Genomic DNA, 25,411 nt, shown 5'->3' with positions numbered 1-25,411 from the left:
TCCCAGATTCACGTGGTTCATGGCAACTCCGCAAACAGTTCGCGCGGCGTTTGCGTCAGCACTTCGCAACCGGTCGAGCTCACGCGCACCGTGTCGCCGAGCACGATATAGCCCGCGCCGGGGTGATACGTGTTCGGATGCACGATCAGCGTCATGTCGGGCTCGAGCACGAGATCGACGTCCTCGAGCACGTGTACGCCATCGACATACAGGCCCACGCCGTGACCGCGCACACGCGTGTACGCCGAGGTGATGTACTCCGCGAGACCGTGGCGGCGGAACACGTCGTTCTGCGCGCACGCGATCTCGCCGTGCGTGGCGCCCGGCTTCACGGCGGCGATGCCCGCTTCGAGCGCTTCGAGATACACCGCGTAGGCGTCGCGTTGCGCCTGCGTCGGCACACCGGTCACGAGCGTGCGGCAAATCTGCGCGTAATAGCCGTCGATGCAAGGCGTGAGTTCGGTCGTCACGAGGTCGCCGGGCTGAATGCGCCGCTCGCCTGGCGGATGCATGCCGCGCACGTCCACACCGCCCGAGGCGAGGATGATGAAGTTCTCGGCGCAGCCCTGCGAACGAAACCACGCTTCCACTTCGGCGACGACTTCGTATTCGCGCCGCCCCACTTGCGCGGCCTCCCGAAACACGGCGTAACCCGCGTCGGCGAGTTGCGTGGCGCGCGCCACGGCGTCGGCTTCGCTCGCGCTCTTCGCCACCATGAGCCGGTCGAACCACGCGGTCGCTTCTTTCACGCCGCCGCCGTGCAGGCCGTGCGCGAGTGTCGTCGACGCCACCTGCGGCGCGACCAGCGCGACGCGCTGCCCGGCGCAGCGCGCGGCGAGATGCGTTTGCACCGCGTCCGCCACACGCGCCGTCCACGTCACTTCCGCCGCAGGCACCTCGCCGGCAATGCGCGCGGCTTCCTGCGGATGCGAGACGAACACGCGCTTCGTACCGTCGCGCCCGATCAACGCGATCGCGTGGCCCTCCATGGGCGTCACGTCGATCGCGTAGCGCAGATAGTCGCTGCGCCACGCGTCGCCGGGCACGACGAGCACGTCCACGCCCGCGTCGTCCATCGCGCGGCGCAGGCGCGCCTCGCGAAAGGCCGCGAGGGCGGCGCTCATTGCGCTGCCTCGGTCACGGCTTCCACCGTTACGCCGTAGTCGCTCGACACGCGTGCCGCGCTCACATAGCCGAGCTTGAGATCGTGCGCGAGCGCGTCCGCATCGCGCTCCTGCGGCTTGCCGAAACCGCCGCCGCCCGCGGTCCAGAACGTCACCACGTCGCCCGCGCCGAGCGGAATATTGCTTTCCTTCGTGACCGAGCGCTCGGTGCCGTCGGCGCGCTGGATCACGGCCACGTTGCTCGCGCCCGGACGACCGCCTTCCGCGCCCCAGGGCGGGTCGATGATGCGTTCGAGATTGATGTTGACCGTGCTCTTCTGCAGCGCGCGATAGCTGAGCACCACGCCAAGCCCGCCGCGATGACGTCCCGCGCCGCCACTGTCCTCGCGCAGTTCGTGACGATCGACGAGGAACGGATAGCGGATCTCCTGCAGCTCGACCGGCGTGTTGCGCACGTCGCCCTGGCAGATCGACACCGAAGCCGAGGCGCCGTCGCTCTCCGCGCGCCCGCCCCAGCCGCCGCCGAGAATGTTCATCAGCACGTAACGGTCGCCGCTTTCCTCGCGCTGGCCGTAGAACGAGCAACCGCCCATGTCGCCCTTGTGCGCGGCCGGCACGAAATCGGGCAGTGCGATGGCGAGCGCGCGCAGCAGCGTGTCGATGACGGTCGGCAACGCGATGCTCCAGAGCCCGAGCGCCGCGGGCGGACGCGCGTTGAGCATGGTGCCTTCGGGCGAAATCAGCGTGAGCGCGCGAAAACATCCTTCGTTCACGGGCGCGTGCGGCATGGTGATGCATTTGAACGCCACGCGCGCCGCCGACAAGCCGCCCGAATAACCCGAGTTGAGCGGCCCCGGCACCTGCTCGTTCATCTCCGAATAATCGATCGTCAGATTCGAGCCTTCGACCACGACTTTCACCTTCACGCGCAGCGGCACGTCGAGGCGGCGGCCGTCGCTGTCGAGCCGCGATTCGGCCGTGTAGACGCCGTCGGGAATGCGCTCGACCACGGCGCGCGCTTCGGCTTCCGCCTGATCCCACGACGCGGCGATGCAGTCGTTCACCGTCTGCACGGAAAAGCGGCCGAACAGTTCCGCGAGGCGGCGGCTGCCGAGCTGGCACGCGGCCATCTGCGCGCGCAGGTCGCCGAGCGAGGCGTCGGGAAAGCGCACGTTGTCGGTGATCATCTGCCAGACGCCTTCGTTGCGGCGGCCGGCATCGTAGATCTTGATCGAGCGCATCTGGATGCCCTCGTGATAGATCTCGTACGTCTGCACGTTGCCGAAGCCGGTGCGCAGGCCGCCCACGTCGGCCCAGTGCGCGCGGTTGGCGGCGAACGCCACCACCCTGCCTTCGAAGAAGCATGGCGTATACACGACCACGTTGTTCAGATGCTGACCGCACACGCCGCCGTGATTCATGATGATGACGTCGCCGGGCGAGAAGCCGTCCAGGCCGTAACGCTCGATGCCGTCGAGCACCGCGATACCGAGATCGGCGAGAAAGATCGGCAGGCCGCCTTCGTTCTGGCAGATCATGCGGCCTTCGGTGTCGATGAGGCCGCAGCAGAAGTCGCGCACCTCGTAAATCATCATGTTGTACGCCGATTTGCAGAGCGCGAGCGCCATTTCCTCGGCGTAGGCGATCAGCGAATTCGTGACGACTTCAAGCGTGATGGGGTTGACCTTGGCGCGGCTCGCGGCCTTCGCGACGGGCTTGTTGGCAAGACTGGCGGGTTGAGCGTTCATTGCGCGTTTCCTTCGGGCAGTTTGATCGTGACGACCATATGGCCGTGTTCGGTGATGCGGGCGACGTCGCCGGGGAAAATCACCGTGGTCGAATGCGGTTCCTCGATCACGGCCGGACCTTCCACCGTGAAGCCGGGTTCGAGCGACGGGCGCCAGAGAATGCGCGCGCGCAGCGGCGTGGCCGAATCGTCGAAATACACTTCGCGCTCTTGCTCCGCCTGCCGTTCGCGCACGGTGAACGGTGCGCTGATGAAGTCGTCGGCGTTGTGGTCGCCGCGCACGATCGTCGCGGTCAGACGCAGATTCACGACCTCGATGATTTCGCCGTCGGCCGAGTGGCCGTAGCGTTGCTCGTGCAGTTCGTCGAAACGCGCGCGCATTTCCGAGTTGGTGTGCGAGAGCGCGTCCGGGCCCGCGAGCGGCACGGTGATACTGTGCTCCTGGCCGCGATAGCGCAGGTCCACGGCGAAGTCGAGACGCGCCTCGCGATCGCTGAGATCGTCTTCTTCGAGCTGATGCTTCGCGGCGTTCGTGAGTTCTTCGAACGCGGCCTGCACGGCCTGCTGGTCGAGCTTGCCGAGTTCGCCCACGAGCGTGCGCACGAGATCGTGACGCCACGGCGCGAGCAGCATGCCGAGCGCGGAAAAATTGCCGGGCAGCTTGGGAATAACGAGCGTGGGAATGTAGATTTCCTTGCACAGCGCGGCCGCGTGCACCGGCCCCGCGCCGCCGAACGCGATCATGGCCGTGTCGCGCGGGTCCACGCCCTTGCGCACGGAAACCGCGCGCACGGCGAGCGCCATGGCCGAGTCGGCGATCTGCACGACGCCCATTGCCGCCTGTTCCGCCGACAACTCGAGCCCGGCGCCCACGCGTTCGCGCAATGCGTGCTTCGCGCCTTCCAGATCGAGCGCCATGCCGCCGCCGAGGAAGCGGCTCGGATTCAGGCGGCCGAGCACGACGTTGGCGTCGGTGACCGTGGGTTCGGTGCCGCCGCGCCCGTAGCAAACCGGGCCCGGCGTCGAGCTGGCGCTTTGCGGCCCGACGTGCAGGCCGCCCGAGCGGTCGCACCACGCGATGCTGCCGCCGCCCGCGCCCACTTCGACGATCGACACCACGGGCAACTGCATCGGCTGGCCGGTTGCGTAACCGCCGATGTAATAGCCGTCTTCGATAGCGGGAATGCCTTCGGTGATGAGCGTGGCTTTGGCCGTCGTGCCGCCCATGTCGAAGCCGATCGCCTGATGAATGCCGAGCACCTTCGCGACGTGCCCCGCCGCGATCATGCCCGCCACCGGTCCGGATTCCATCATCGAAACCGGTTCGATCGCCGCATGCGAGAGCGACATGCTGCCGCCGTTCGAGCGCATGATATGAATCGCGCCCTTGAAGCTGCGCGCGTCGAGATGCGACTTGAGCGTATGCAGATACTTCTGCACACGCGGCCCCACATAAGCGTTCAGCGCGGTCGTGGACGTGCGTTCGTATTCGCGGAACTCGCGCAGGATCTCGTGCGAGAGCGTAACGAACAGACCCGGATATGCCTCGCGCAAAATGCGCCCCGCCGCGATCTCGTGCTGCGGATTCGCGTAGGCGTGCAGAAAGCAGATCGCAATCGATTCGACGCCGGCTTCGACGAGTTGCGCGCCCAGTTCACGCACGGCGCTTTCGTCGAGGGGCGTGAGCACGTCGCCGCGCGCATTCAGACGCTCCGCCACCTCGAAGCGCAGATCGCGCGGAATCAGCGGCAGCGGGCGCTGGAAATGAATATTGAACGCCTCGGGGCGATTGCCGCGGCCGATTTCGTAGACATCGCGAAAGCCCGCGGTCGTGATGAGCGCCGTGACGACGCCCTTGCGCTCGAGCACCGTATTGATGGCAATGGTCGAGCCGTGCAGGAATTCGTCGAGCTCGCCGAGTTCCGTGTTGGCGAGTTCGAGCGCGTTGGCGACGCCTTGCGTGGGATTGGCCGGCGTGGTCAGCGTCTTGGCGAGCAGCAGCTCGCCCGCGCGATAGCCGACGAGATCCGTGAACGTGCCACCGATATCTACACCTATCTGATTCATCGAAATTCCTGGTCGTGATGGAAACGCATGCGCTTGCGGCATGTAAGGTCCAGGGCCGGACGAAAGGCGGGGGATGCTGCGGGTGTCTCCGTGCTTTGTCTTGTTTGGCCTTGGCACACAGAGTACGAGCGCGGGCAACGACGCGGCAATGCGCCAGCGGGCTATGACCTCATAGCCATAGGGCTATGACCGGATATGACCTGGCGGCGCGATTTGGCAGAATCGGCCCGATCCGTCGATTCGACGCAACGAGGAGGAACGCCCGTCATGCTGCCGGTAACGTTTCGAGGGCTGGAAGTGTTTGTCGCCGTGGTGGAATCGGGCGGCTTCGGCGCGGCGGCGGCCACGCTCGGCATTTCGCAGCCGTCCGTGAGCGTGCATGTTCGCGACCTGGAAACCAAGCTCGGCAACCGCCTGTTCGAGCGGCGCCCAGGCGCCGCCCCGCAACTCACCGAAGCGGGCCACGCGTATTACGCCTACGCGCTGGAAACGCTCGAACGCGCCACGGCGGTCTCGTCGGACATCCGCAAATCGAAACGCAAACTGCGCTTCGCGGCGCAGCGTTTCGTTGCCGATCAGTTGCTCGCGAAACCGTTGAGCGAATTCGCGGCGCGGTTTCCACAGATCGAATTGATCGCGCGTTCGGGGACGTTCGAAGAGGTGCACGCGTCGTGCCGCTCGGGTCACGCCGATCTCGGTTTCATGCTGAGCGACGGCGAAGTGCCGGGGCTCGCGACCGAACCGCTCGGCCGCTACCGGCTCGCCATCATCGCGTCGCCCAATCACCCGCTCGCGCGCGCGAGCGACATTCCCGTGCAGGAACTGGCGAACCACGCGTTCGTGGTCGCGCACAGCGCGTCGTATTTCGGGCGCACGATCGCGGCCATGCTCGCGGCAGCGGGACTTTCACGCGTCGAGGTCGCGCTTCAGGCCCAGGACATGAACATGGTGCGTGGCATGGTGGTGGCGGGTGTCGGGATCGCGTGCTCGCTGCGCCGCGCGGTCCAGAACGACATCGCCGAAGGCAAGCTCGTGGAACTCGATGTGGCGATGGAACCCATGCATCTCTGGATGCATTACTTCCGCAGCGCAAATACGGATTTGACCGAGATTCGCGAACTCGTGGCCCTGATCCGGCAGCACGAGAAACAAAAAGTCTGATTGCCTGTCACCCGGCGCGTTCTCATCGCTCGAAGGCGCCGTTTGCTTTTCATCCCTGACGACCCGGCGCCGCAAAGATGGAAACGCGCGCGCATTGCGACCCGCGACGCGCGCGAGACCTCGCGATCCCTCACCCCGCCCCGCCCTCACGCCGCGCCTTAACCACAGCGCTCGCCTCGCTCGCCTGATCTCCACTGGCTTTTCCGCTGACGATGAATCGTCGCCTCATCGGTAAAAGTCCCGATAGAACGGGCAGACGATCCTCCTACAATGACTGGTATTCCAGATACCAGACGGCAGAATGGGTCAGATGGTGGGATTTCTGGTGACAGTCTCGCGTCCTGCTGTTTGATATCGCGGGTTCCAATTTCCCTTCGTGGTGCGATTCAATTTATTCATAAGGATTCCTATGTACAAGCGTGTTCTGGTGGTTTTCGCCGCGGCGACCACTTTAGTCAGCGCCGGCCTTGCACACGCGGCAGACAACATCGCCATCGCCGGGGTTGTTTTTCAGCAGGACATGTTCATGCGCAGCGTGGCGCGAGGAATGGATGAAGAAGCGAAATCCGAAGGCGTGCAAATACTCGACGGCAATTCGGACAACAAACCCGAGAAAGAAGCGAGCCTGATCGACACTTACGTTGCGCGCGGCGTCAAGGCTATCGTCATTGCGCCGCTGAGCGATCAGGCGTCGATTCCCGCGCTAAAGCGGGCCCACGACAAAGGCGTGCAGATCGTTACGTGGACCACGGACGTCAAGGCCGACTTTCCCGCCGCGCGCGTCGGTTCGTCGGGGGCGATCATGGGCGGAGGAACCGGCAAAGCCGCGGCCCGCTTCATCAAGCAGAAATTGGGCGGCACTGCGACGGTCGGCCTGATCGGCTTCAAGGCCCAGTTGCCGGAATTGAGCAATGCGCGCACTCAGGGCTTCCTGACCGAGGCACGCAAGGGCGGCACGGTGAATGTAGTCGCCGAACAGGATGCGTGGCTCGCTGAGAAAGCCGTTTCCGTGGTCAGCGACATGTTGACCGCCAACCCGAAAATCAACGTCATTTACGCGGCCAATGAAGGCGGCACGGTGGGCGCGGTGCAGGCGGTCCGGCGCATGAACAAGCAAGGCAAGGTGTTCGTTTTCGGCACGGACGGCTCGGAACAGTTGACCCGTTTCCTCCAGGACAATGACGATGTCCTGGTCGCCACCACGGCGGCGCAGCCCAAGCTCATCGGGCGCGAAGCGGTGAAGGCGGCCATGAAGGCCGTGAAGGGCCAACCGGTGGACAAGGTGGTCGAGGTCCCCGCCGTTCCGCTCAGCCGCGACGATCCGAAGACGCTCGCCAACTACGCCGCAAGCCTCAAAAATGTCAACTGAGACCGCTTCCGTGATCTCCCGGGGCGCCCGCGCGAACCTGCTGCCGGAGGCCGCCGCGCGCATCGAGGCGCGCGGCCTGGCTCGTAGCTTTGGTGCCAACGTCGCCTTGCGCCCCTTCACGCACCGCTTCGAGTCCGGCCAGATTCACGCATTGATGGGCAAGAATGGCTCCGGCAAGTCAACCTTGCTCAAGATCCTGGCGGGCTCGATCCGGCCGGACAGCGGCCAGCTCGTCATTGACGGCAAGCCATGCGATTTTCGTCATCCTGCCGATGCATTCGACGTGGGTATCCGCATGGTGCATCAGGAACTGTCGCTGGTGCCCACGCTCTCGGTGGCGGAAAACATCTTTCTCGGGCGCTTGCCGGTTAGCGGCAAAGGCCTCGCGCGCAACGTCAACTGGAAGCAGTTGCGGCAGGATGCGCTCGCTATGCTCGAAGCCACCGGGCTCGATGTGTCACCCGACGCTCCCGTTTCGAAACTGCCGGTCGGGCAACAGCAGATGGTGGAAATCGTCAAGGCTTATGCGACTTTGCCTTCGGTGCTGCTGCTCGACGAGCCGACTTCGGCGCTCAGCCACCGCGAAGTGGAACGCCTGTTCACGCTGGTTCGCCTGCTTCGTTCGCACGGTGTGACGATGCTGTACATCACGCATCGCATGAACGAAATATTCGACATTGCCGACACGTGTACGGTATTGCGCGACGGCGAGCACATCAGCTCGTTGCCGATCGCGGAAACCAGTCCGAAGGAGGTCGTTCGAGCCATGTTCGGTGAGCATCACGTGCCGGCGCGCGCCGAGCCGCGAACGCTGGCGGTGTCGCCGCCCGCGCTGTCGGTCAAGGACCTGCAACGCAACGGAGTTTTCGAGGATATCAGCTTCGATTTGCGACGCGGCGAAGTACTCGGCATCGCCGGCATGCTGGGCGCCGGGCGCACCGAACTACTCCGTTCGATCTTTGGCGCCGATCCGCTCGACGCCGGAACGATCGAGCTTCATGGCGTGGCGGTGCACAAGCCCACGCCAGCGCGCATGAAAAAGCTGGGGCTCGGATACACGCCGGAGAACCGCAAAGAACACGGCCTCGTGCAGATGCACTCTATCCACACCAATCTGTGCGTCGCCGGTCTCAACCGCATGTCGCGCTTCGCTTTTATCAACCAGAAAATGGAGTCCGCTCCGGTCGCACAACAGATCATCGATCTCGCGATCAAGGCGCCGCGCCCGCAGCTTCCTGTCTCTTCGATGTCCGGCGGCAACCAGCAGAAAGTCGTTCTCGGCAACTGGTTCAACACGAATCCGGACGTGATGTTTTTCGATGAGCCCAGCCGCGGCATTGACGTACAAGCCAAGGAGCAGATCTTCGGCATCATCCGCGAAAAAACACGCCACGGCATGAGCGCAGTCGTGGTGTCGAGCGAGCCGGAAGAACTGCTGGAAGTCTGTGACCGTATTCTGATCATGCATCGCGGCAGGATCGTCGCGGAAGTCAATCCTCAAACGATCGCACTCGACGATCTCTACCAAATCATGATGGAGGGCGCGCAATGACCGCCAAGGGAAGTGCAATGACAAACACGACGGCAACGATGGCGGCCAGGCAGCCGAACCGGTCGACGCTCTACCGCTATATGCTCGAAATGGTGCTGATCGTGGTGGCGATCATGCTCGCGTTTTGCGCGCCGGGCTTTTCGACGTTTTCGAATCTGCTCAACGTCATGCGCGCCATTTCGATGCTGGGCATCGTGGCGTGCGGCATGACCGCGGTGATCATCTGTGCGGAAATCGACTTGTCCGTCGGGTCCGGCATGGCACTTTCCGGCTGCATTCTCGCGTGGGTGGTGGGCACCTGCACGCCGTTGATCGGCAGCGTGGCGGCCGTCATCCTCGGCTCGCTCGCGGCAATCGTCGCAGGCATGATGTGCGGCGCATTCAGCGGAATCATGAAAGCCGCTTTCAACGTTCCGACCTTCATCACGACACTGGGTTTGTTTGCCGCGCTACGCGGCGCGGCCAATCTCATCACCGGCGGCTATCCTCTGGCCACGTTCCCCGGTTGGTTCGATTTCGTGGGGAACGGCGCCCTTTTCGGCTTACCGTTTCCGGCGTTCGTTTTTGTTGCCGTGGTGCTCGTCATGCATTTCGTCATGACCTATACGACTTTCGGACGGGCGGTCTATGCCGTGGGCGGCAATGCCGAAGCGGCCCGTCTTTCCGGCATTAAGGTATCGCTCGTCAAAACGGCGACGCTCGTTCTGACCGGTGCACTCGCAGCGCTCAGCGGCATTCTCATTGCATCGCAAATCGGCTCCGGCACGGGCACGACAGCGACGGGTATGGAGCTCGATGTGATCGCCGCGACCATTATCGGCGGGACCAGCCTGTTCGGCGGCAAGGGCCGGATCTGGGGGACGTTTATCGGCGTGCTGTTTCTTGGCGTCATCGGGAACGGCATGACCTTGCTGAATGTTTCCGAATACTGGCAGTACGTGGTTCGCGGCGCCCTGATCGTGGGCGCGGTCATGCTTAGCCAGGTCACGGAACGCGGCAACGCCTGATTGCCCTTGCCATTTTCACGGGCCGAGCGGACCGCTTGCCGGTGGTCCGCTCACTGCAACCGAAAGGATCGTCAGTCCCCTCCGTAGCCGTTCTGACGTATGATTGCCCTGCCTTAAACTGGACGAATCTGATGGAGCCCATCGAACGCAGCACATCCCTCGCCGAGACCGTGGCCGCCAAAGTGCGCGCGGCGATTGTCCGCGGCGACTATGAATTAGGCCAACCTTTGTCCGAGCGTGTTCTGGCTGAGATATTGCACGTGTCCAAAACACCGGTTCGCGAGGCCTTGTCGCTGCTAAGAATGGAAGGCCTGGTGAAAGTGCTCCCGCAACGCGGCGCTACGGTATTTCTGCCTAACGAAGTCGAGGTCCGTGAACTGTGCGAACTGCGGCAAGCGCTCGAAGGCACCGCGATCACGCACGCGATTCAACGGGGCGGCGCGGGCTTCGCCGATAAACTCGACGAGATCGTACAACGCATGACCGATGCGCGCGCCAAGGGGGATGCGCGTCTCTACCTCGAATGCGACACCGCTTTTCATCAGTGTTTCTTCGAGTTTTGCGGCAATCAACTGATGGCCAGCACGTATGCCATTCACAGCGGCAAGATCGCCGCGTTGCGCACGCACCTTGCCGTACGACCGCGGCACACCGACCTTAGCTTCGACGAGCATCAGCAAATTGCCGCCGCCGCGCGAAGCGGCGACATCGCGCAGACGCTCGATTTGATCGACAAACACATCGGCCGTACCCGGCAAAGCTTTACGCATATGGTCGATACCATCCAGACGACCCCACCGAAAGGCGCCATGCCGGGATCGGAAATCACGCATGGTCGACAACGACTGGCAACACCGCCGAAGACGTCCTAGGGCAAGCCGAAATACCTGTTCGAAGCGAGCAGGCACGGCATGCTGCCTATGCGGTGAAACGCGCGCCTTCGCATGCGGCAACGTAAGCCTGCGCGGTCGCGCGCGTAGCGTCGACAGTCTGGCCCGACCGGTACAAGCCTGAACCCAATCCCAGGCCCCTCGCTCCAGCCTTGAGCAAAGCGCCAACGTCCTCGGGCCGAACGCCGCCCACTGGAATCAGCGCGATACCTGGATTCATGACGCTGCGCCACGCCTTTAGCACGCGGTGACCGAGTTGCTCGAACGGGAATAGCTTGAGCGCGTCGGCGCCCGATTTGAGCGCCGCGAACGCCTCGGTTGGCGTCGCAACGCCCGGCGCGGTGACGAGGCCGCACTCAACCGCGGCCGCCAGCACCTCGGGGTCGCTGTGCGGCATGACGATCAATTCCCCGCCGGCGTCGCTTACGCCCAGCACTTCCGCTCGTGTCAACACCGTACCGGCACCCACGATGGCGTCGGGAGGCAACGTTTTGCGGATTGCCTCGATGCTGTCCAAGGGAGAAGGCGAATTCAGCGGCACCTCGATCACACGAAATCCCGCCTCGTATAAGGCGCTTGCGTGGGCGGCGGCCTCGCCGCATTCGATACCGCGAAGGATGGCGATCAGCGGGCATGCACTGAGCGCCGTGTCGAATCTGGCGCGAGTGCCCGCTTGCCGGGGATCGTTCGATAAGCTGTGCGTCGTCATTGGTTTGCCCCGACTTGCCCTGCGCACGTTGGCGACGGCGATAGCAGGCCGGAATCGCGAGCAATTTGAAAAAGACCGCATTCCGTGGTTCCGTGCAGCACGCGTACGTCAACGCAACCTAACCGACCCAGCGCCGTCGCGTATCTTTGGGAGAGCGCGGACTGACCGATCAACGCCAGGGCCCAGTCGGACAACGTCGAATCTTCGGCCGCGAGATGACTTTGCAAACCGAGCAGCTCGTGCGCGATCAGCACCCCCGAAAGGTAGTCGGACTGCTCCTCGGGCGGCAACTCGCCGGTCAACCCCAATGTCCGCGCGCTGAACATGGTTGCGAGCACACCCGCTTCGCCGTGCTCCTTCGCCGTCTCGACGCCCCGCAAGAAAGCGGAGTCGTGGGTGTCCGGGCACGGATGCATCGTGCGCCCCAGGATCGAGTAATCCCGCAGGACGCCGAACACCTCTCCGGTCATGAAAGTCAGAAAGCGTTCGATCTTCCCATCGACCACGAACGCCCATTTAGCATGCGTTCCCGGCAAGCCGATCAACGTTTTGCCGCGCTGTGCGAGTTCCGGGTGCGCCACCAACGCGCCGAAGATTTGCGTTTCTTCTCCGCGCATCACATTCGGGGCCGCGCCGTGAGCAATGACGCCCGGCACGATCCGCACCGTCACGCCTCGCGAAGACTCGACCGTGGCAAGCGCGGCGGCCAGCGGCGCGCGGTTGACCGGAGCGCTCACATACGGCGCCTCCATCCAGCCTTGTGCGCTGCCGACCATACCCGCTGCGACGACCGGCAAATCGTGGCTCTCCAGCCAGTCTCCGCAGATGGCTTCGAATGCCGCGTCGAAACCACCGACCTCACGCGGTTTCGGCAAGCGCATGATGCCGTTGTCCGAATGGCGGCGATCGATCACCGCGCCTGTGGCATCAAAGAGGTAGGCGCGTAACGACGATGTCCCCCAATCGAGCCCGATGAGCACGGGTGTGCCGGTGGATTTCTCGCGCATGGAAGGTACCGTCGATTCAGTCAGTTTCCTGGAAGCCATGGCGTGATAGGTCAAGCAACGAGATAGCCGCCATCGACCGGAACAATCGACGCCGTCATGAACGATGCGGCAGGCGTGCAGAGAAACGTGGCCACCTGTGCGACTTCTTCAGGCGTACCCCAACGCCCGAGCGGCGTCCTGCCGAGAATGGCTTTCGAACGGTCTTCGTCGTTTTGCAGTGCCTGAGTCAGTGGCGTGGCAATCCAGCCAGGCGCCACGGCGTTCACACGAATGCCGTCTGCGGCATAGGCAATCGCAAGGGATTTGGTCAGTTGCGCAACGCCGCCTTTGCTCGCACTGTAAGCGGGCACCAGGCCGCCGCCGAAAAAACTCAGCATGGAAGCGGTATTCACGATACACCCCGACGACTCCTTCAGCAGCTTCCGTGCGCCGGCGCAGGCTCGCATCGTTCCATTCAGGTTGATGTCGAGCACCTTCTCGAACACTTCGACTTCGTGCTCATCGCCGCGACGGATCACGCCCGCGCAATTCACCAGGATGTCGAGGCGCTCGAACCGACTCAATACGGCGGTGACATCGGCGTCCGAGCAGACGTCGAGTGCGATCTCCTCGATCCCTCCGTCGAGCGCTTTCGGCGCGCTTTCCGGTTGCGGCAATCCCGCAGCGACCACTTTCGCGCCGAGCCGCGCAAGGTGATTGGCGATAGCGGCACCGATGCCAGAACGCCCGCCCGTAACGAGCGCGACCTTCCCTTCGAGCAAATTCTCTTTGAACGTCATATCAGGTCCGAAAAGTACCAAATTCAATCAATGTAGTAGTGCTACACAATTAATCTACGAGAAATGATTGACTCTCTCGTACGCGCTATCGAATGAATTGATCGACGTAGTCGGCGCCGAGGCCAACCTCCGTGTAGTGCTTGCGGCACATGTCGATCTTCGTGAACACGTCTTCGTAGCCGGTATAGTTGCCGTAGGGGTCGCAGTAGAACATCACGCCATTGACCTGGAAATACGTGATCATTTCTTCCACGTCTTCCGGCACATAGAGCGTATGCGTTTCGCCCGGCGGTTCGTAGACATAGCTGCCTTCGGTGGCGGTCCATTCGTGTTCGAGATACTTCCAGCGCCCTTTGAGCACCATGCCATGCACGCCTTGCGGGTGACGATGCCGGCTCAACACGCCCGACTTGCGCACCCGCAGCAGGTTCATCCAGTACCCCTGCGATGCGTTCAGGCAGAGCGGGCGAAACGAAACATTATCCGCTTGCGGCACCCACACACGCTCGTCTTCCGGAATCGCCATGGGAACGACGACTTCCTTCTGCGCCTCTTTGGGGAAAGGAAGTTGATACGGCGTCATGGGCGAATACTTCTCAACAGTTTCAGCCATTGCTCTTCTCCAGTGTTTGATTTGGGGGACGTGATTCTCGATGTTTACCGATCCTTTACCGATCCGCCGTTACCTCGTTTTCAGCGGCATCGCGCACACGTTCAGCGGGGGAACGCGCAGCCGCCGAACGCTCGCCAGCGAGGCGTCGCACGGCGCCACGATTCGCGCGTAGTTCGTCGATAGAGCACATGCCCATCAACGCGAGCGTCAGTTCGGTTTCCGTGCGCAGCAATTCGATCGCCTGCCGAACCCCTTTGCGGCCCGACGCGCCAAGCCCATACGCGTAGGCGCGACCCAGCAGAACGGCGTCTGCGCCCAGACCGATCGCCTTGACAATATGACTGCCGCGGCGAATGCCGCTGTCGAGCAGTATCTCGGCGCGGCCGGCAACGAAACGGGCGATCTCGGGCAGCATGGAAATCGTCGAACGCGCGCCGTCCAGTTGCCGTCCGCCGTGATTCGACACGCACACGCCGTCCGCGCCGCCGTCCAGCGCCCTGCCGGCGTCCTCGATCGACAGCACGCCTTTGACGACGAGCTTGCCGGGCCATTGCTGGCGTAACCAGGCAAGGTCCGACCAGCTCATGCTCGGGTCGACATTGGCCGACAGATAGGCCGCCTGCGCCATCAGATTGCCCGGCACGCCGGGCTTGCCCTTGACGTTGCCGAGCATCAGCCGCCCATGCAGCCCCATTCGAACGCACCACGCGGGCCGCGAGAGCAGGTCGAGCACGGTACTCAGATTAAGCGACGAAGACGTACGAAAACCATTGCGGGTATCGCGCTCGCGCACGGAAGAGACATTCGTATCCGCCGTGAGGAACAGCGTGGTGACGCCCACCTTCCACGCGCGCCGGATGATCTCCGAGGCCAGCTCCCGGTCCTTGAACACGTAGAGCTGCATGGCGAGACCCCGTGGCATGACGGCGCCCACTTCCTCGATCGAATTCACCGAGAACGTGGAAAGGCACATCGGAATGCCCGCGTCCGTCGCCGCGAGTGCGGCTTGCACCTCGCCGTCCGGCCAGAACGATCCCGCGAATCCCACCGGGGCGAGCATGGCCGGCATCGAATAACGCGCGCCGAGAAATTCGGCGGACAGATCGCGTTTCGACAGATCGACGAGCACGCGCTGCTCCAGCGTCCACTGGTCGAAGTCTTCGGTGTTGCGCGTGAGCGTGTGCTCTGAAAAGGCGCCGCCGTCGATGTAATCGAAAAACATTCTCGGCAGCTTGCGCCGCGCTTCGCGACGCAGGTCTTCAATATTCGAGATGGTCATGGGCACGGGATTCCGTTATGACCTTGCAATGTCCCGGTACGCATCGTCCTCGGGGTGATACCCGAGATACGCGGTGGCGTCGCTCAGGTCCCAGTCCATGCCCTCGTTATTCGATACGCCGTTCACGATGATGGCCTGCGAAGGCCACTGATCGCTCGGCGCGAGAACGGAACGGATGAACAGCTGATCCAGATCCCGATTGGAGAGCCACATGTTGCGGAACCAGCGCAGCGCGCGACGCGCTTCGTCGTCGAGCGTCGACACGTCGGATGTGGATGCGGGCGAACCGGAGTGCGTGATATCGCGCGCACGGTTCTCGCCCGTCAGCGCCCAGCCGACTCGCACGGACACGGTACTGAGCTTGCCGCCCGAGAGTTCCGCGACCGCAGCACACTGCTTCTCGCCCATCACCTTCGCCGTGCCGTACGCGAGCGAATGCAACTCGCGCGTGCCATCGTGCCATTTCGTGCCCGGCGCCGTCGCGATACGGGTCGTCAGACGGCCGGGACCCATTTTCGCGGCCAACGGCATGTCTTTATAGGCACCCATCGTGTGATTGGACGAAGCAAAAACAAACCGGCCGACGCCCGCGCGCACACATTCCATCAAGAGGTTCGAGGTCATCTCGTACGACGCGAGGGAATCCGGCCACGAAGAGTCCGGCACCGGGTTGAGCGCGGCGAAGTGGATGACGGCGTCCACTTCCTCCATGGCGCGCGTCCACTCGCCGGAGCGCAGCGTCAGGTCGCCCTGAACGAGGCGCAGGCGTTTGCGGGCGACGTCGGAGAACTTCGAGTAATCGCCGCTGCGGTCGATGCCGACAACCAGCTCGCACCAGTCGGTTCGCGCCAGCGCTTCGACGACCTTGTGCCCGAGGTTGCCGCCTGCACCCGTCACCATCACGCAGCGAGGGATTGGATGATTCATGGTGTCGCCTTCCTTAAATGAATTCGATGCAAACGGCCGAGGGAATCGCGTGGGTGTGGCCCGTGTCGCTCAGCGCGCCGGTTTGCGGGTCGATGGAGAACACGCGGATGAAGCCGTCATCCTGGGAAGCGGCCAGCAGAAATGTCCCGTCGGGCGAGACACGAAGATCGCGCGGCGTTCGCCCTTCCACAGCCCATGTACCGATTGGCGTGAGGGTGCCTTCCGCTTCATCGATCCTGGCGGCGAACACCGAATCGTGGCCACGATTACCGACATAGACGAACTTGCCGGACGGGTGCAGGCGCATGCCGCCCGTCGCGCTTTCCCCCTTGAAAAGCTCGGGCAGCGTGGAGATTTCGCCAACGAGGCGCGGTTCGGTTTCGTCGAGCGCATACATGCGGACTGTCGACGACAACTCGTAGTTGACGAGCAGGTGCTTGCCGGACAGGGTGAACACCAGATGCCGCGGCCCGGCGCCCGCCGCGGCGGGCAGCACCGTGTCGATCGCTTCGTCGAGCGCGCCATCCGTCAGCCGGTGCCGGACCACGCCGTCGATACCAAGGTCGGCAAGATAGACATGCCGCTTGTCGGGGCTCACGAGCGCGCAATGCGCGTGCGGGCCGTCCTGACGGGCCGCATTGGGGCCGCTGCCTTCGCGCTTCAGCAACTGGGGCGCCTCGGCGGGCACACCCTGCGCGTCGAGCCGGTATCGCAGCACTTCACCGGTCGCGTAGTTCGAAACGAGCAGCAGCGACACATCGTTGTCGACGGAAACATGGCACGGCCAGCCGCCGGGCGTGGGCGTGTCGTTCAACAGACGCAGCGCGCCCGTGCGCGGATCGAGTTCGAACGTGCTCACGCCCGGACCGTCGTTGCCATCGACTTCGCGCACCGCGTATAGACGCCGGCGATCGGCCGACAACGCGACGTACGAAGGATTGACCGCCTCCTGGATCGACCGCTCGCTCAACCGGCCAGTGGCGGTATCGAAGCCGAGTACGTACAGGCCCTTACCCTGCCCGTTCACGTGCGGCATGGGCAAGGTATACGTGCCGACAACGAGCAATGCTTGTGTGCCCTGTGCTTGCATCTGTTTCGTCTCCTTGTTTATGGTCGGCCCATCACGCCGGAGCGCGCGGACCGATACGGGCAAAGCGATTCATGGCCGCGTGCTATAGCACGCCGCCGCTGTTGCGAATGTTGTTGATCATCTTTTCGCGCGTGGACGCGAGATGCTGGCTGATCGCGCGCTCCGCCGCCGGGAGGTCTTTCGACACGACGGCCTCCAGGATGGCGAGGTGCTCGGCGTGCACGCGCTTGGGCGGCACGAGCGGCCGGTAGTAATGGCTGCGCATGATGTGCATGTAGATGTTCAGATTCTCGTAGTTGCTCTTCATGCGCTCGTTCTCGCAGGCGTCGATCAGCGTGTTGTGGAACGCGCTGTCCGCCATCGAGAACGCCAGATAGTCCTTGAATTCTCCATCCGACATGTACCCGCTCATCTCGTCGATGAGCGCGCGCATCTGTTTCGTCAACTCGGGGTTCTCGGGACTGTTGATCGCAAGTCGCGCCGAGTACAGCTCGAGCGCCTCGCGCACCTGGAAGATCTCGACCGCGTCTTTCTCGGTGATGCCCCGAACGAACGTCCCACGTCTCGCCCTCACCTCGACCAGCCCATCCGATGCCAGCCGCTTGATCGCGTCCACGACGGGTGTGCGGCTGACCTGCAGCTCGAGCGCCACCTCGTCCACGTTGATCTGTTCGTCGATTTTGATGGCGCGGCTCAGGATGCGGGCGCGCACGGCGTCGTACACCTGGTCGGTCAAATGGGTGTGCTGAATCGGCGTAAACCCGCGGTTCATTGGTACGGCTCCTATCAATCGATTGCGAATGCTGGTCACAGATTGTGTTGACATCAACATCTAACATGTGAAATATTACACTACAGAACGAGCGGTGCCAAGCAACGCGATAACGCAAGTCAAACCCGGAGACAAAGTGACATGAAGCAAAAAAAAGCCCTTTTGGTTCGCACCCTCATTGCAGCCGCAATGACCTTTGCTTGCGCGGCCAGTCAGGCCGCCGAGCCGGTCCTGATGCCCGGCGCCATCGTGCGCGAGGGTCCCAATCCCATGACCGCGCCGAACCAGTACAAGAAGGCTGGCCCGTGGAAAATCGGCTTCAGCATCTGGGGCTTTGGCAACACCTGGATGACGCAGATGGTGCATGAAACCGACGCGGAAGCCGCCAAACACAAGGACATCGCCAAGCTCGTTTTTGCGGATGCCAACTCCAAACCCGCCAAGCAGATCGCCGACATCGAAGACATGATCGCGCAGAAGGTCGACGCGATCATCATCGCGCCGGTCTCGTACACGGCGCTCACGCCGGTGATCAAGAAAGCGGTGGCGGCCGGCATTCCCGTGATCGTCCATTCGACCGAAGTCGATACCGACGCCTACACCACCGAGATCCAGGGCGAATCGCTCTACTTCGGCGAGGTCGGCGGCAAGTTCCTCGTCGACACGCTGCATGGCAAGGGCAACATCTGGGTGCTGCGCGGTCAGGCCGGCATCGCGGCGGACACCATGCGCTACGACGGTCTGCGCAAAGCGCTTGCCGGTTCGAACATCAAGATCGCCTCGGAGCAATACGGCGACTGGTCGTATAACAAGGGCAAGCAGGTGTGCGAGTCACTGATGCTCAGCAACCCGAATCCCGACGGCATCTGGTCCTCGGGCGGCGACATGAGCCGCGCGTGTATCGACGTCTTCAAGGAATTCGGCAAGCCCGTTCCGCCCATTACCGGCGAAGGCAACAACGGCTTCATGCGCGCATGGAAAAACAGCGGCGCGAACGCCATGGCGGCCGTGTTTCCCTCGGAACAAGGCGCGGCGGGCATTCGCGCCGCCGTCGATCTGCTCAACGGCGAGTCGCTGCACAAGCACTACGTGTTGCGCCCGGCGCCGATCACCAAGGCCAATTTCGCGCAGTTCTACCGTCCCGACCTGAACGACAACTACTGGGCGCCGAGTTCGCTCTCCGAAGCGGATTTGAAGAAGTATTACGGCAACAAGTAACAAGTAGTCAGGCGGAGTTACGCGTCATGGAAACGTTAGTCGCTGCGAGCCACATCACGAAGCTTTACGACGGTGTGCCCTCGCTCATGGATGTCGGGATCATCGGCAAAGCCGGCTCGATTCACGCTGTTACGGGTGAAAACGGCGCAGGCAAATCCACGTTGATGAAGATCATCGCCGGCGTGGTCGCGCCGACCGAAGGCGAAGTCCTGCTGCGAGGCAAGGCGGTGAAGTTTTCTTCACCGCTCGACGCGCTCAACGCCGGCATTTCGACCGTGTTCCAGGAGTTCTCTCTGGTTGGCAATCTCACGGTTGCCGAAACCATGTTCCTTGGACGCGAGCCGAAACGCGGCGTGTTCAGCGTGGACCGGCGGCGCATGCAAGAAGAGGCGCGCGCGGCGCTCGGCTATATCGGCTTGCAGATCGACCCGCGCCGCCTCGTGAGTTCGCTCACCGTCGCGGAGCAGCAATCGGTCGAAATCGCGAAAGGGCTCGCGGTCAACGCCGATATCTTCATCTTCGACGAGCCGACCGCCGCATTGAACACGAAAGACGTCGAACGCATCGAATCGTTGCTGCTCAAGCTACGCGATCAGGGCAAATGCATTTTCTACATTTCCCATCGCATGCGCGAAATCTTCGATCTCTGCGACACGGCGACGGTGCTCAAGGACGGCAAGCTCGTGGGCTCGTATGCGACTGCGGATCTCAATCCCGACCGGCTGCTTTCGCTGATGGTGGGCCGCGACGTCGAACATCTCTATCCGCCGCGCGCGGATCATCACGACGGCCCTGCGCTGAAGATCAGCGAACTCAGCACGGCGCCGGGCCGCGCCAGCGTGAACTTCGAAGTGCGGCGCGGCGAGATCGTCGCACTCGGCGGCCTCGAAGGCCAGGGACAGCGCGAGATCGTGCGCTCGCTGGCGGGCGTGGCGAAAGGCTGCAACGGCAAGCTGGAATTGCAGCGCCGCTCCGGCAGGCCGGTCACGTTCAGGGCACGCGCCGGTGCGCGCCGCGCGCTGGCCAATGGACTCGCGTTCATGCCCGAAGACCGCAAGGGCGAGGGCTTGTATCTGGACCTGCCCATTCGCGACAACCTCACGCTCGGCGTGCATCAGCGCAAACCGGCGTGGGCGCCCGCGCATGCGCTCACGGCGCTCGTCAAACGGCTCTCGGACGAATTGCGCATCCGCGCCGCGAGCACGGCACAAGCCGTCGTGAACCTTTCCGGCGGCAATCAGCAGAAGGTGATGCTCGGGCGCTGGATCGCCATCGACGCCGACGTGCTCCTCATCGAAGAACCCACTCGCGGCGTGGACGTGGGCGCGAAAGTGGAAATCTACAACGCGTTGCGCACGTTCTGCGAGCGCGGCGGCGCGGTGATCTTCACTTCGCGCGAACTGCCCGAGGTGATCGGTCTCGCCGACCGCGTGCTCGTGGTGTGCGATCACCGCATCGTCAAGGAAATCGAAGCGAAGAACGCCACGGAAGAAGACATTCTCCAGGCCGCCGTCGCGCGCACCGAAACCCTCGCGGGAGCCCCAGCATGATCAACCGCATGATGTCCTTGCGAGCCGACCGCACCGGCGGTCAATACGTTTCCGGCCTGCTGCTCGTGATCGCGGTCGCGGCGCTCGCCATTTCGTTCGGCAGTTTCCGCACGCCGCAGAATCTCGGCAACCTCGTCGTTCAGGCCACGCCGCTTCTCGTCGTCGCGCTCGGGCAGACCTTGCCGATTCTCACCGGCGGGCTGGATCTTTCGGTGGGCGTCGTGATGAGCCTGTCCACCTGCATCCTGGCCACCACGGGCTCGCCTGTCCTCGCCATTGCGCTCACGCTTCTGAGCGCCGCGTTGATCGGCGTCGTGAACGGCATCGGCGTGACACGGTTTCGCGTGCACCCGATCATCATGACGCTCTCGACCGGCACCATCCTGCAGGGCATCGTGCTGCTCGTTCAGCCTTCCCCGGGCGGCAGCGTCTGGCCGGTCATTCCGTCCGCCGTCAGCGATACGGTGCTCGGCGTACCCATCGCGCTGCTTTGGGTCGTGCTGGCCGTGTGGGTCGCGTGGGCACTCCTGCATCGCTCGCGTCTTGGCCTGCATGTGTATTCCGTTGGCGGTGCCGCCGACAACGCCGCGCTCGCAGGCGTCTCCGTCGCGCGCACGACCATCGCCGCGTACGTGATCTGCGCGCTGTTCGCCGCCGTGGCGGGCATCTTTCTCGCCGGGCGCATCTCTTCCGGCGATCCGTGGGTAGGCACCTCTTACGGACTCGACTCCGTGGCGGCGGTCGCGCTCGGCGGCACGCAACTGAGCGGCGGCATCGGCGGTCCGCTCGGCACGGTGTTCGGCGCGTTGCTGCTCAGCATCGTCGGCAACGCGATGAACATCGTGCAGGTCAATCCTTTCCTGCTGTCCGTGGTCAACGGCGCGTTGCTGCTGTTCGCCGTGTGCCTGCGTCGTCGCAAAGAAATTGGAATCTAACGCCATGCCCGTACAACCTGCCTCCGAAGCCGGAAAGCTGGCGCTCCGCGCGGCGCCTCGCTTCAATGTCCGCCAGATCGTGGTCGCCGTGCCGCCGTCCCTCTTCGTTCTCGCGGCGCTGCTGTTGTTCTGCGTGTTCTTCCGCCCCGTGCTGCTGCAGCTGCCGTTCCAGATGGTGATCGCGCGGCAGGCCGCCCCGCTCGGGCTCGCCGTCGCGGCGCAGATGATCGTGATGCGGTGCCGGTCGATCGATCTCTCGGTGGGCGGCATCTTCGTGCTCACGAACTACCTGATCACGACCGCGCCGCTCAACGACATGTCGGCTCCGGCGATGATTCTCGGCGCGCTGGCCGTGGGCGGTGGGATCGGTCTCGTCAACGGGCTTCTGATCACGCAGTTCCGCGCGTCGGCCGTGATCGCGACACTGGCGATGGCATCCATCCTGACCGGCACGGTGCTGTTCCTCAGCTCCGGCAGCAGTCCGGGCTCGGTGCCCGACCCGGTGCAGACGCTGGGCAGCGCGAAGCTCGGCGTCGTCCCCATCGCCACCGTCATCTGGGTGGGCACGCTGCTGCTGCTCGCGATCCCGCTGCGCTTCATGGTATTCGGCCGCCTGCTCAAGGCCGTGGGCAGCAATCCGGTCGCGGCGACCCTGTCCGGGCTGCCGGTGGAAGGCGTGTTTATCGCCTCGCACGTGGCGGCCGGTTTGCTCGCCGCCGGCGGCGGTTTGCTGCTCTCGGGCTACGTGGGCGTCAGCACGACCAGCGTGGGCACGGACGTGGTGATGAACTCGATCGCCGGCGTGATTCTCGGCGGCATCACCTTCGGCGGCGGACGCGGCGGCCTGATCGGCCCGTGCGCGGCGGCCTTCGCGCTCACCTTGCTCTTCAACGTTCTCAATGCCTACGGCGCGGGCGAGTCGGGCAAGCTGATCGTGCAAGGTCTCGCGATCGCGAGCGCGGCCATTCTCGCGGGAATGGCGCGCACGCGCCGCTGAGCACGCCTGCCCGCCGCTGGCCAACTGCTGGCGGCGCGGACGGACCAGAACAGGTTTTGAAGGTTTCAACCATGTCAAACGCCAAGAAACACTACGACTTCATCGTGATCGGGGCCGGCGCGGCGGGATGCCTGACCGCTGGGCGCCTCGTGCGCGATCACGGCGCGCGCGTCCTGCTCGTCGAGGCAGGCGCGCGCGACCGCAATCCGCTCATCCACATGCCCGCCGGCTTCGTCAAACTGCTGACGAACCGGGACTACATGACGTTTCACCGCAGTGCCGAACACGCGCATCTGAACGGCCGCCAGCCTTCCATTCCGCAGGGGAAAGTGCTCGGCGGCGGCAGCTCGGTCAATGCGATGGTCTATATCCGCGGCCAGGCACGCGACTACGACGACTGGGTCTCCCTTACCGGCGACGAGTCGTGGCGTTACGAACGCCTGCTGCCGCACTTCGTGCGACTCGAAGGCAACACCACGTTCAACAACGCCGCTCACGGCGTGTCCGGACCGCTGAAGGTGTCGGACGGCGCCAATCTCAGCGACGTATCGCGCGCCTTCGTTCTCGCGGCGCAGCAGACCGGCCTGCCCTTCAATGCCGATTTCAACAGCGGCTCGCAGATGGGGACCGGCTTCTACCAGACCACGACCTTCCGTGGCCGCCGATGCAGCGGTGTGGACGCGTTTCTCGCGCCCGTCATGGACGATTCGCGGCTTGAAATTCGAACGGGCACCACGGTCACGCGCATTCTCATCGAAGGCAACACCGCCACCGGCATCGAAGTGCAAAGCGGCTCGCAACGCGAGCAGATCAAAGGCGGCCAGGTGATTCTCACGGCAGGCGCGCTGGTCACGCCCAAGCTGCTGATGCTGTCCGGTATCGGCCCGCAAAAAGAACTCGCGCGCTTGAACATTCCCATGAAGGTCGATTTGCCGGGCGTTGGCGAGAACCTTCAGGATCATCACGAGGTGCCGGTGGTCGCGTTCTGCAATGGACGGTACGGCTATTTCAATCAAGACCGCGGCTGGAACCAGATCCGCAACGGTCTGCAATATCTCGCGTTCCACAACGGTCCGGTTGCGTCCAACGCGGTGGAAGCGGGCGCGTTCTTCAATCCGGACGATGCCAGTGGCGCGCCGTCGATCCAGATGTTCTGCCTGCCGACCGTGTACCTGGATCCGGATGTGACGTCGACGCGCGCCACCTACGGCTTCACGTTGAACAGCTGCGTGATGCGGCCTAAGAGCCGTGGGCGCGTGTCGCTGCAAACGGCCGATCCGAACGCGACGCCCATTGTCTATCCGAACTACCTCCAGCACCCGGACGACTTGCGGCTGTCGATCGCGGGCCTGCGGCGCGCCGAACGCATCATGCGCGCGGGACCGCTGGCCGACATCGTCGAGCGCATCGTGCTGCCGGACGAAAGCGCGCTGGGTGCGGAAACGGCCGCGTCGGACGAAGCGCTCGCGGAGCATTGCCGCCGCACCGTCAAGACGGTGTATCACCCGGCCGGCACCGCGCGCATGGGCGCGGACCACGATCCGATGGCGGTTCTGCATAACGACCTGACCGTGCGCGGGATTCAGGGTTTGCGCGTATTCGACACGTCGTCGTGGCCGACCATCATCAGCGGCAACACGGTCGCGACCACGTATGCGGTAGCGGATCGCGGCGTCTCCCTGATGATGGGCGAAACGCTGCCCGGCGAGCCCACGCAGCGAGACAGCGTTGCGGAATCGCCACCTGTGATGCAAGTGCTCTAAGCAATCGGCTAACACACGCGGCTGGCTGACGTCCGGCCACCGCGAGTCGCGCCCGCTGCACCGCAACCGATTTTTATATAAGGACTCCTGAGGGGACGATAAATGAACGACATTCTCTCCTGTTTCGCTTCCGACGTACTTGCCGGAAAAACCGCGCTCGTCTCGGGCGGCACCAGTGGAATCGGCCTCGAGATCGCGAAAGGTCTCGCGGGTCTCGGCGCCAGCGTCACGGCAACCGGCAGCTCCGCCGAAAAAATCCGCCAGCTGGTGGACACCAACGATCGCAAGAACCTGCGGTTCGATGCTCTCGACGTGACGTCACGCGAGTCGCTCGCCTCGTACGCGGAGCGTTTCGATCGCCTCGATCTTCTGGTGAACGCACAGGGCATCTCGCGCCCCGGCCAGGAATACGACGACGCCACGTTCATGAACGTGATGGACATCAATCTGGTCAGCGCCATGCGTCTTTCGACTGCCCTGATGCCGCTGCTCAAGGCAGCGCGCGGCTCGATCATCAATATCGCGTCCATGCTCAGCTACCTCGCCGACGAAGAAGTGCCCGCCTATTGCGCGAGCAAGAGCGGCATGCTCGGCCTCACGCGCGCGCTCGCGCATCGATATGGGCGCGACGGGGTGCGCGTCAACGCCATCGCACCGGGTTATCACCGCACGGCGATGACCCAGGGCTTATGGAGCGAGGAAGCCGCCGCGCACAAGATTGCGGAGCGGACTGCGCTCAAGCGTTGGGGCGAAGCCGACGACCTCGTTGGCGCGGCCATTTTTCTCGCGACGCCCGCCTCCCGTTACGTGACCGGCGCCACGCTCGCGGTGGACGGCGGCTACGTCGTTGGCTGA

22 protein-coding genes are annotated in these 25,411 nt (G+C 63.7%); 11 read left to right on the top strand and 11 right to left on the bottom strand.

Annotated elements, in window-relative coordinates:
• Nucleotides 1-17: 17 nt before the first annotated feature.
• From FAZ98_RS30855 to FAZ98_RS30845, 3 genes are read right to left on the bottom strand one after another with little or no spacing between them, the layout of a single operon-like run.
• Complete coding sequence (locus FAZ98_RS30855; protein WP_158957416.1) at nucleotides 18-1,124, bottom strand: M24 family metallopeptidase; 1,107 nt, start codon at nucleotides 1,122-1,124, stop codon at nucleotides 18-20.
• On the bottom strand, nucleotides 1,121-2,872 hold the full coding sequence (locus FAZ98_RS30850) for a hydantoinase B/oxoprolinase family protein (RefSeq protein WP_158957414.1): 1,752 nt from the start codon (nucleotides 2,870-2,872) through the stop codon (nucleotides 1,121-1,123). The genes FAZ98_RS30855 and FAZ98_RS30850 overlap by 4 nt, the downstream gene beginning before the upstream one ends.
• A complete protein-coding gene (locus FAZ98_RS30845; RefSeq protein WP_158957412.1) occupies nucleotides 2,869-4,938 on the bottom strand; it encodes a hydantoinase/oxoprolinase family protein in 2,070 nt (689 codons plus the stop codon). Before FAZ98_RS30845 ends, FAZ98_RS30850 begins: the two co-directional genes overlap by 4 nt.
• Before the next feature lie 267 nt (nucleotides 4,939-5,205).
• On the opposite strand from FAZ98_RS30845, the gene FAZ98_RS30840 reads away from it, so the two are divergent.
• The 5 genes from FAZ98_RS30840 to FAZ98_RS30820 all read left to right on the top strand — a co-directional run bounded on the left by FAZ98_RS30840 (nucleotide 5,206) and on the right by FAZ98_RS30820 (nucleotide 10,899).
• A complete protein-coding gene (locus FAZ98_RS30840) occupies nucleotides 5,206-6,099 on the top strand; it encodes a LysR family transcriptional regulator (protein WP_158957410.1) in 894 nt (297 codons plus the stop codon).
• Between the two features lie 409 nt (nucleotides 6,100-6,508).
• Nucleotides 6,509-7,468, top strand: a complete 960-nt coding sequence (locus FAZ98_RS30835) for a substrate-binding domain-containing protein (protein WP_158957408.1) — start codon at nucleotides 6,509-6,511, stop codon at nucleotides 7,466-7,468.
• Nucleotides 7,458-9,020 carry a sugar ABC transporter ATP-binding protein gene (locus FAZ98_RS30830; protein ID WP_158957406.1) on the top strand — a complete coding sequence of 521 codons (1,563 nt, stop codon included), beginning with the start codon at nucleotides 7,458-7,460 and terminating at the stop codon, nucleotides 9,018-9,020. The genes FAZ98_RS30835 and FAZ98_RS30830 overlap by 11 nt, the downstream gene beginning before the upstream one ends.
• Entirely contained in the window at nucleotides 9,017-10,027 is a 1,011-nt protein-coding gene (locus FAZ98_RS30825) for an ABC transporter permease (protein WP_158957404.1), read from the top strand. Before FAZ98_RS30830 ends, FAZ98_RS30825 begins: the two co-directional genes overlap by 4 nt.
• A gap of 131 nt (nucleotides 10,028-10,158) precedes the next feature.
• A complete protein-coding gene (locus FAZ98_RS30820; RefSeq protein ID WP_158957402.1) occupies nucleotides 10,159-10,899 on the top strand; it encodes a GntR family transcriptional regulator in 741 nt (246 codons plus the stop codon).
• A 46-nt stretch (nucleotides 10,900-10,945) separates the two neighbouring features.
• Here the strand turns inward: FAZ98_RS30820 and FAZ98_RS30815 are convergent, their stop codons facing one another.
• The 8 genes from FAZ98_RS30815 to FAZ98_RS30780 form a co-directional block, all read right to left on the bottom strand.
• Entirely contained in the window at nucleotides 10,946-11,626 is a 681-nt protein-coding gene (locus FAZ98_RS30815; protein WP_158957400.1) for a 2-dehydro-3-deoxy-6-phosphogalactonate aldolase, read from the bottom strand.
• A complete protein-coding gene (locus FAZ98_RS30810; RefSeq protein ID WP_199272492.1) occupies nucleotides 11,623-12,633 on the bottom strand; it encodes a 2-dehydro-3-deoxygalactonokinase in 1,011 nt (336 codons plus the stop codon). Before FAZ98_RS30810 ends, FAZ98_RS30815 begins: the two co-directional genes overlap by 4 nt.
• A gap of 50 nt (nucleotides 12,634-12,683) precedes the next feature.
• Nucleotides 12,684-13,412, bottom strand: coding sequence for an SDR family NAD(P)-dependent oxidoreductase (locus FAZ98_RS30805; RefSeq protein ID WP_158957399.1), 729 nt, complete (start codon nucleotides 13,410-13,412; stop codon nucleotides 12,684-12,686).
• An 85-nt stretch (nucleotides 13,413-13,497) separates the two neighbouring features.
• The gene (locus tag FAZ98_RS30800) at nucleotides 13,498-14,025 is read right to left on the bottom strand and encodes a 2,4'-dihydroxyacetophenone dioxygenase family protein (RefSeq protein ID WP_158957398.1); all 528 of its coding nucleotides are present in this window, start codon (nucleotides 14,023-14,025) and stop codon (nucleotides 13,498-13,500) included.
• Nucleotides 14,026-14,080: 55 nt separating this feature from the next.
• The gene (locus FAZ98_RS30795; RefSeq protein WP_158957397.1) at nucleotides 14,081-15,304 is read right to left on the bottom strand and encodes an alpha-hydroxy acid oxidase; all 1,224 of its coding nucleotides are present in this window, start codon (nucleotides 15,302-15,304) and stop codon (nucleotides 14,081-14,083) included.
• A gap of 15 nt (nucleotides 15,305-15,319) precedes the next feature.
• The gene (locus FAZ98_RS30790) at nucleotides 15,320-16,231 is read right to left on the bottom strand and encodes an NAD-dependent epimerase/dehydratase family protein (RefSeq protein WP_158957396.1); all 912 of its coding nucleotides are present in this window, start codon (nucleotides 16,229-16,231) and stop codon (nucleotides 15,320-15,322) included.
• 13 nt (nucleotides 16,232-16,244) lie between these two features.
• Nucleotides 16,245-17,321, bottom strand: coding sequence for a lactonase family protein (locus FAZ98_RS30785; RefSeq protein WP_158957395.1), 1,077 nt, complete (start codon nucleotides 17,319-17,321; stop codon nucleotides 16,245-16,247).
• Nucleotides 17,322-17,403: 82 nt separating this feature from the next.
• On the bottom strand, nucleotides 17,404-18,093 hold the full coding sequence (locus FAZ98_RS30780; protein WP_158957393.1) for a GntR family transcriptional regulator: 690 nt from the start codon (nucleotides 18,091-18,093) through the stop codon (nucleotides 17,404-17,406).
• Nucleotides 18,094-18,282: 189 nt separating this feature from the next.
• On the opposite strand from FAZ98_RS30780, the gene FAZ98_RS30775 reads away from it, so the two are divergent.
• The 6 genes from FAZ98_RS30775 (at nucleotide 18,283) to FAZ98_RS30750 (ending at nucleotide 25,411) form a co-directional block, all read left to right on the top strand.
• Nucleotides 18,283-19,311 (top strand): ABC transporter substrate-binding protein, encoded by a 1,029-nt coding sequence (locus tag FAZ98_RS30775; RefSeq protein ID WP_199272491.1) that lies wholly within the window; start codon nucleotides 18,283-18,285, stop codon nucleotides 19,309-19,311.
• Nucleotides 19,312-19,337: 26 nt separating this feature from the next.
• On the top strand, nucleotides 19,338-20,861 hold the full coding sequence (locus FAZ98_RS30770) for a sugar ABC transporter ATP-binding protein (protein WP_158957388.1): 1,524 nt from the start codon (nucleotides 19,338-19,340) through the stop codon (nucleotides 20,859-20,861).
• Complete coding sequence (locus FAZ98_RS30765) at nucleotides 20,858-21,796, top strand: ABC transporter permease (protein ID WP_158957386.1); 939 nt, start codon at nucleotides 20,858-20,860, stop codon at nucleotides 21,794-21,796. The genes FAZ98_RS30770 and FAZ98_RS30765 overlap by 4 nt, the downstream gene beginning before the upstream one ends.
• A 4-nt stretch (nucleotides 21,797-21,800) precedes the next feature.
• Nucleotides 21,801-22,793 carry an ABC transporter permease gene (locus tag FAZ98_RS30760; protein ID WP_158957385.1) on the top strand — a complete coding sequence of 331 codons (993 nt, stop codon included), beginning with the start codon at nucleotides 21,801-21,803 and terminating at the stop codon, nucleotides 22,791-22,793.
• 71 nt (nucleotides 22,794-22,864) lie between these two features.
• On the top strand, nucleotides 22,865-24,556 hold the full coding sequence (locus tag FAZ98_RS30755; protein WP_158957383.1) for a GMC family oxidoreductase: 1,692 nt from the start codon (nucleotides 22,865-22,867) through the stop codon (nucleotides 24,554-24,556).
• A 102-nt stretch (nucleotides 24,557-24,658) separates the two neighbouring features.
• Nucleotides 24,659-25,411, top strand: a complete 753-nt coding sequence (locus tag FAZ98_RS30750) for an SDR family NAD(P)-dependent oxidoreductase (RefSeq protein WP_158957381.1) — start codon at nucleotides 24,659-24,661, stop codon at nucleotides 25,409-25,411.

It is taken from the genome of Paraburkholderia acidisoli (assembly GCF_009789675.1).
Classification (GTDB): Bacteria; Pseudomonadota; Gammaproteobacteria; order Burkholderiales; family Burkholderiaceae; genus Paraburkholderia; species Paraburkholderia acidisoli.
Note: the sequence above shows the minus strand (reverse complement) of the source record. Positions and strands in the feature narration are given on the sequence as shown.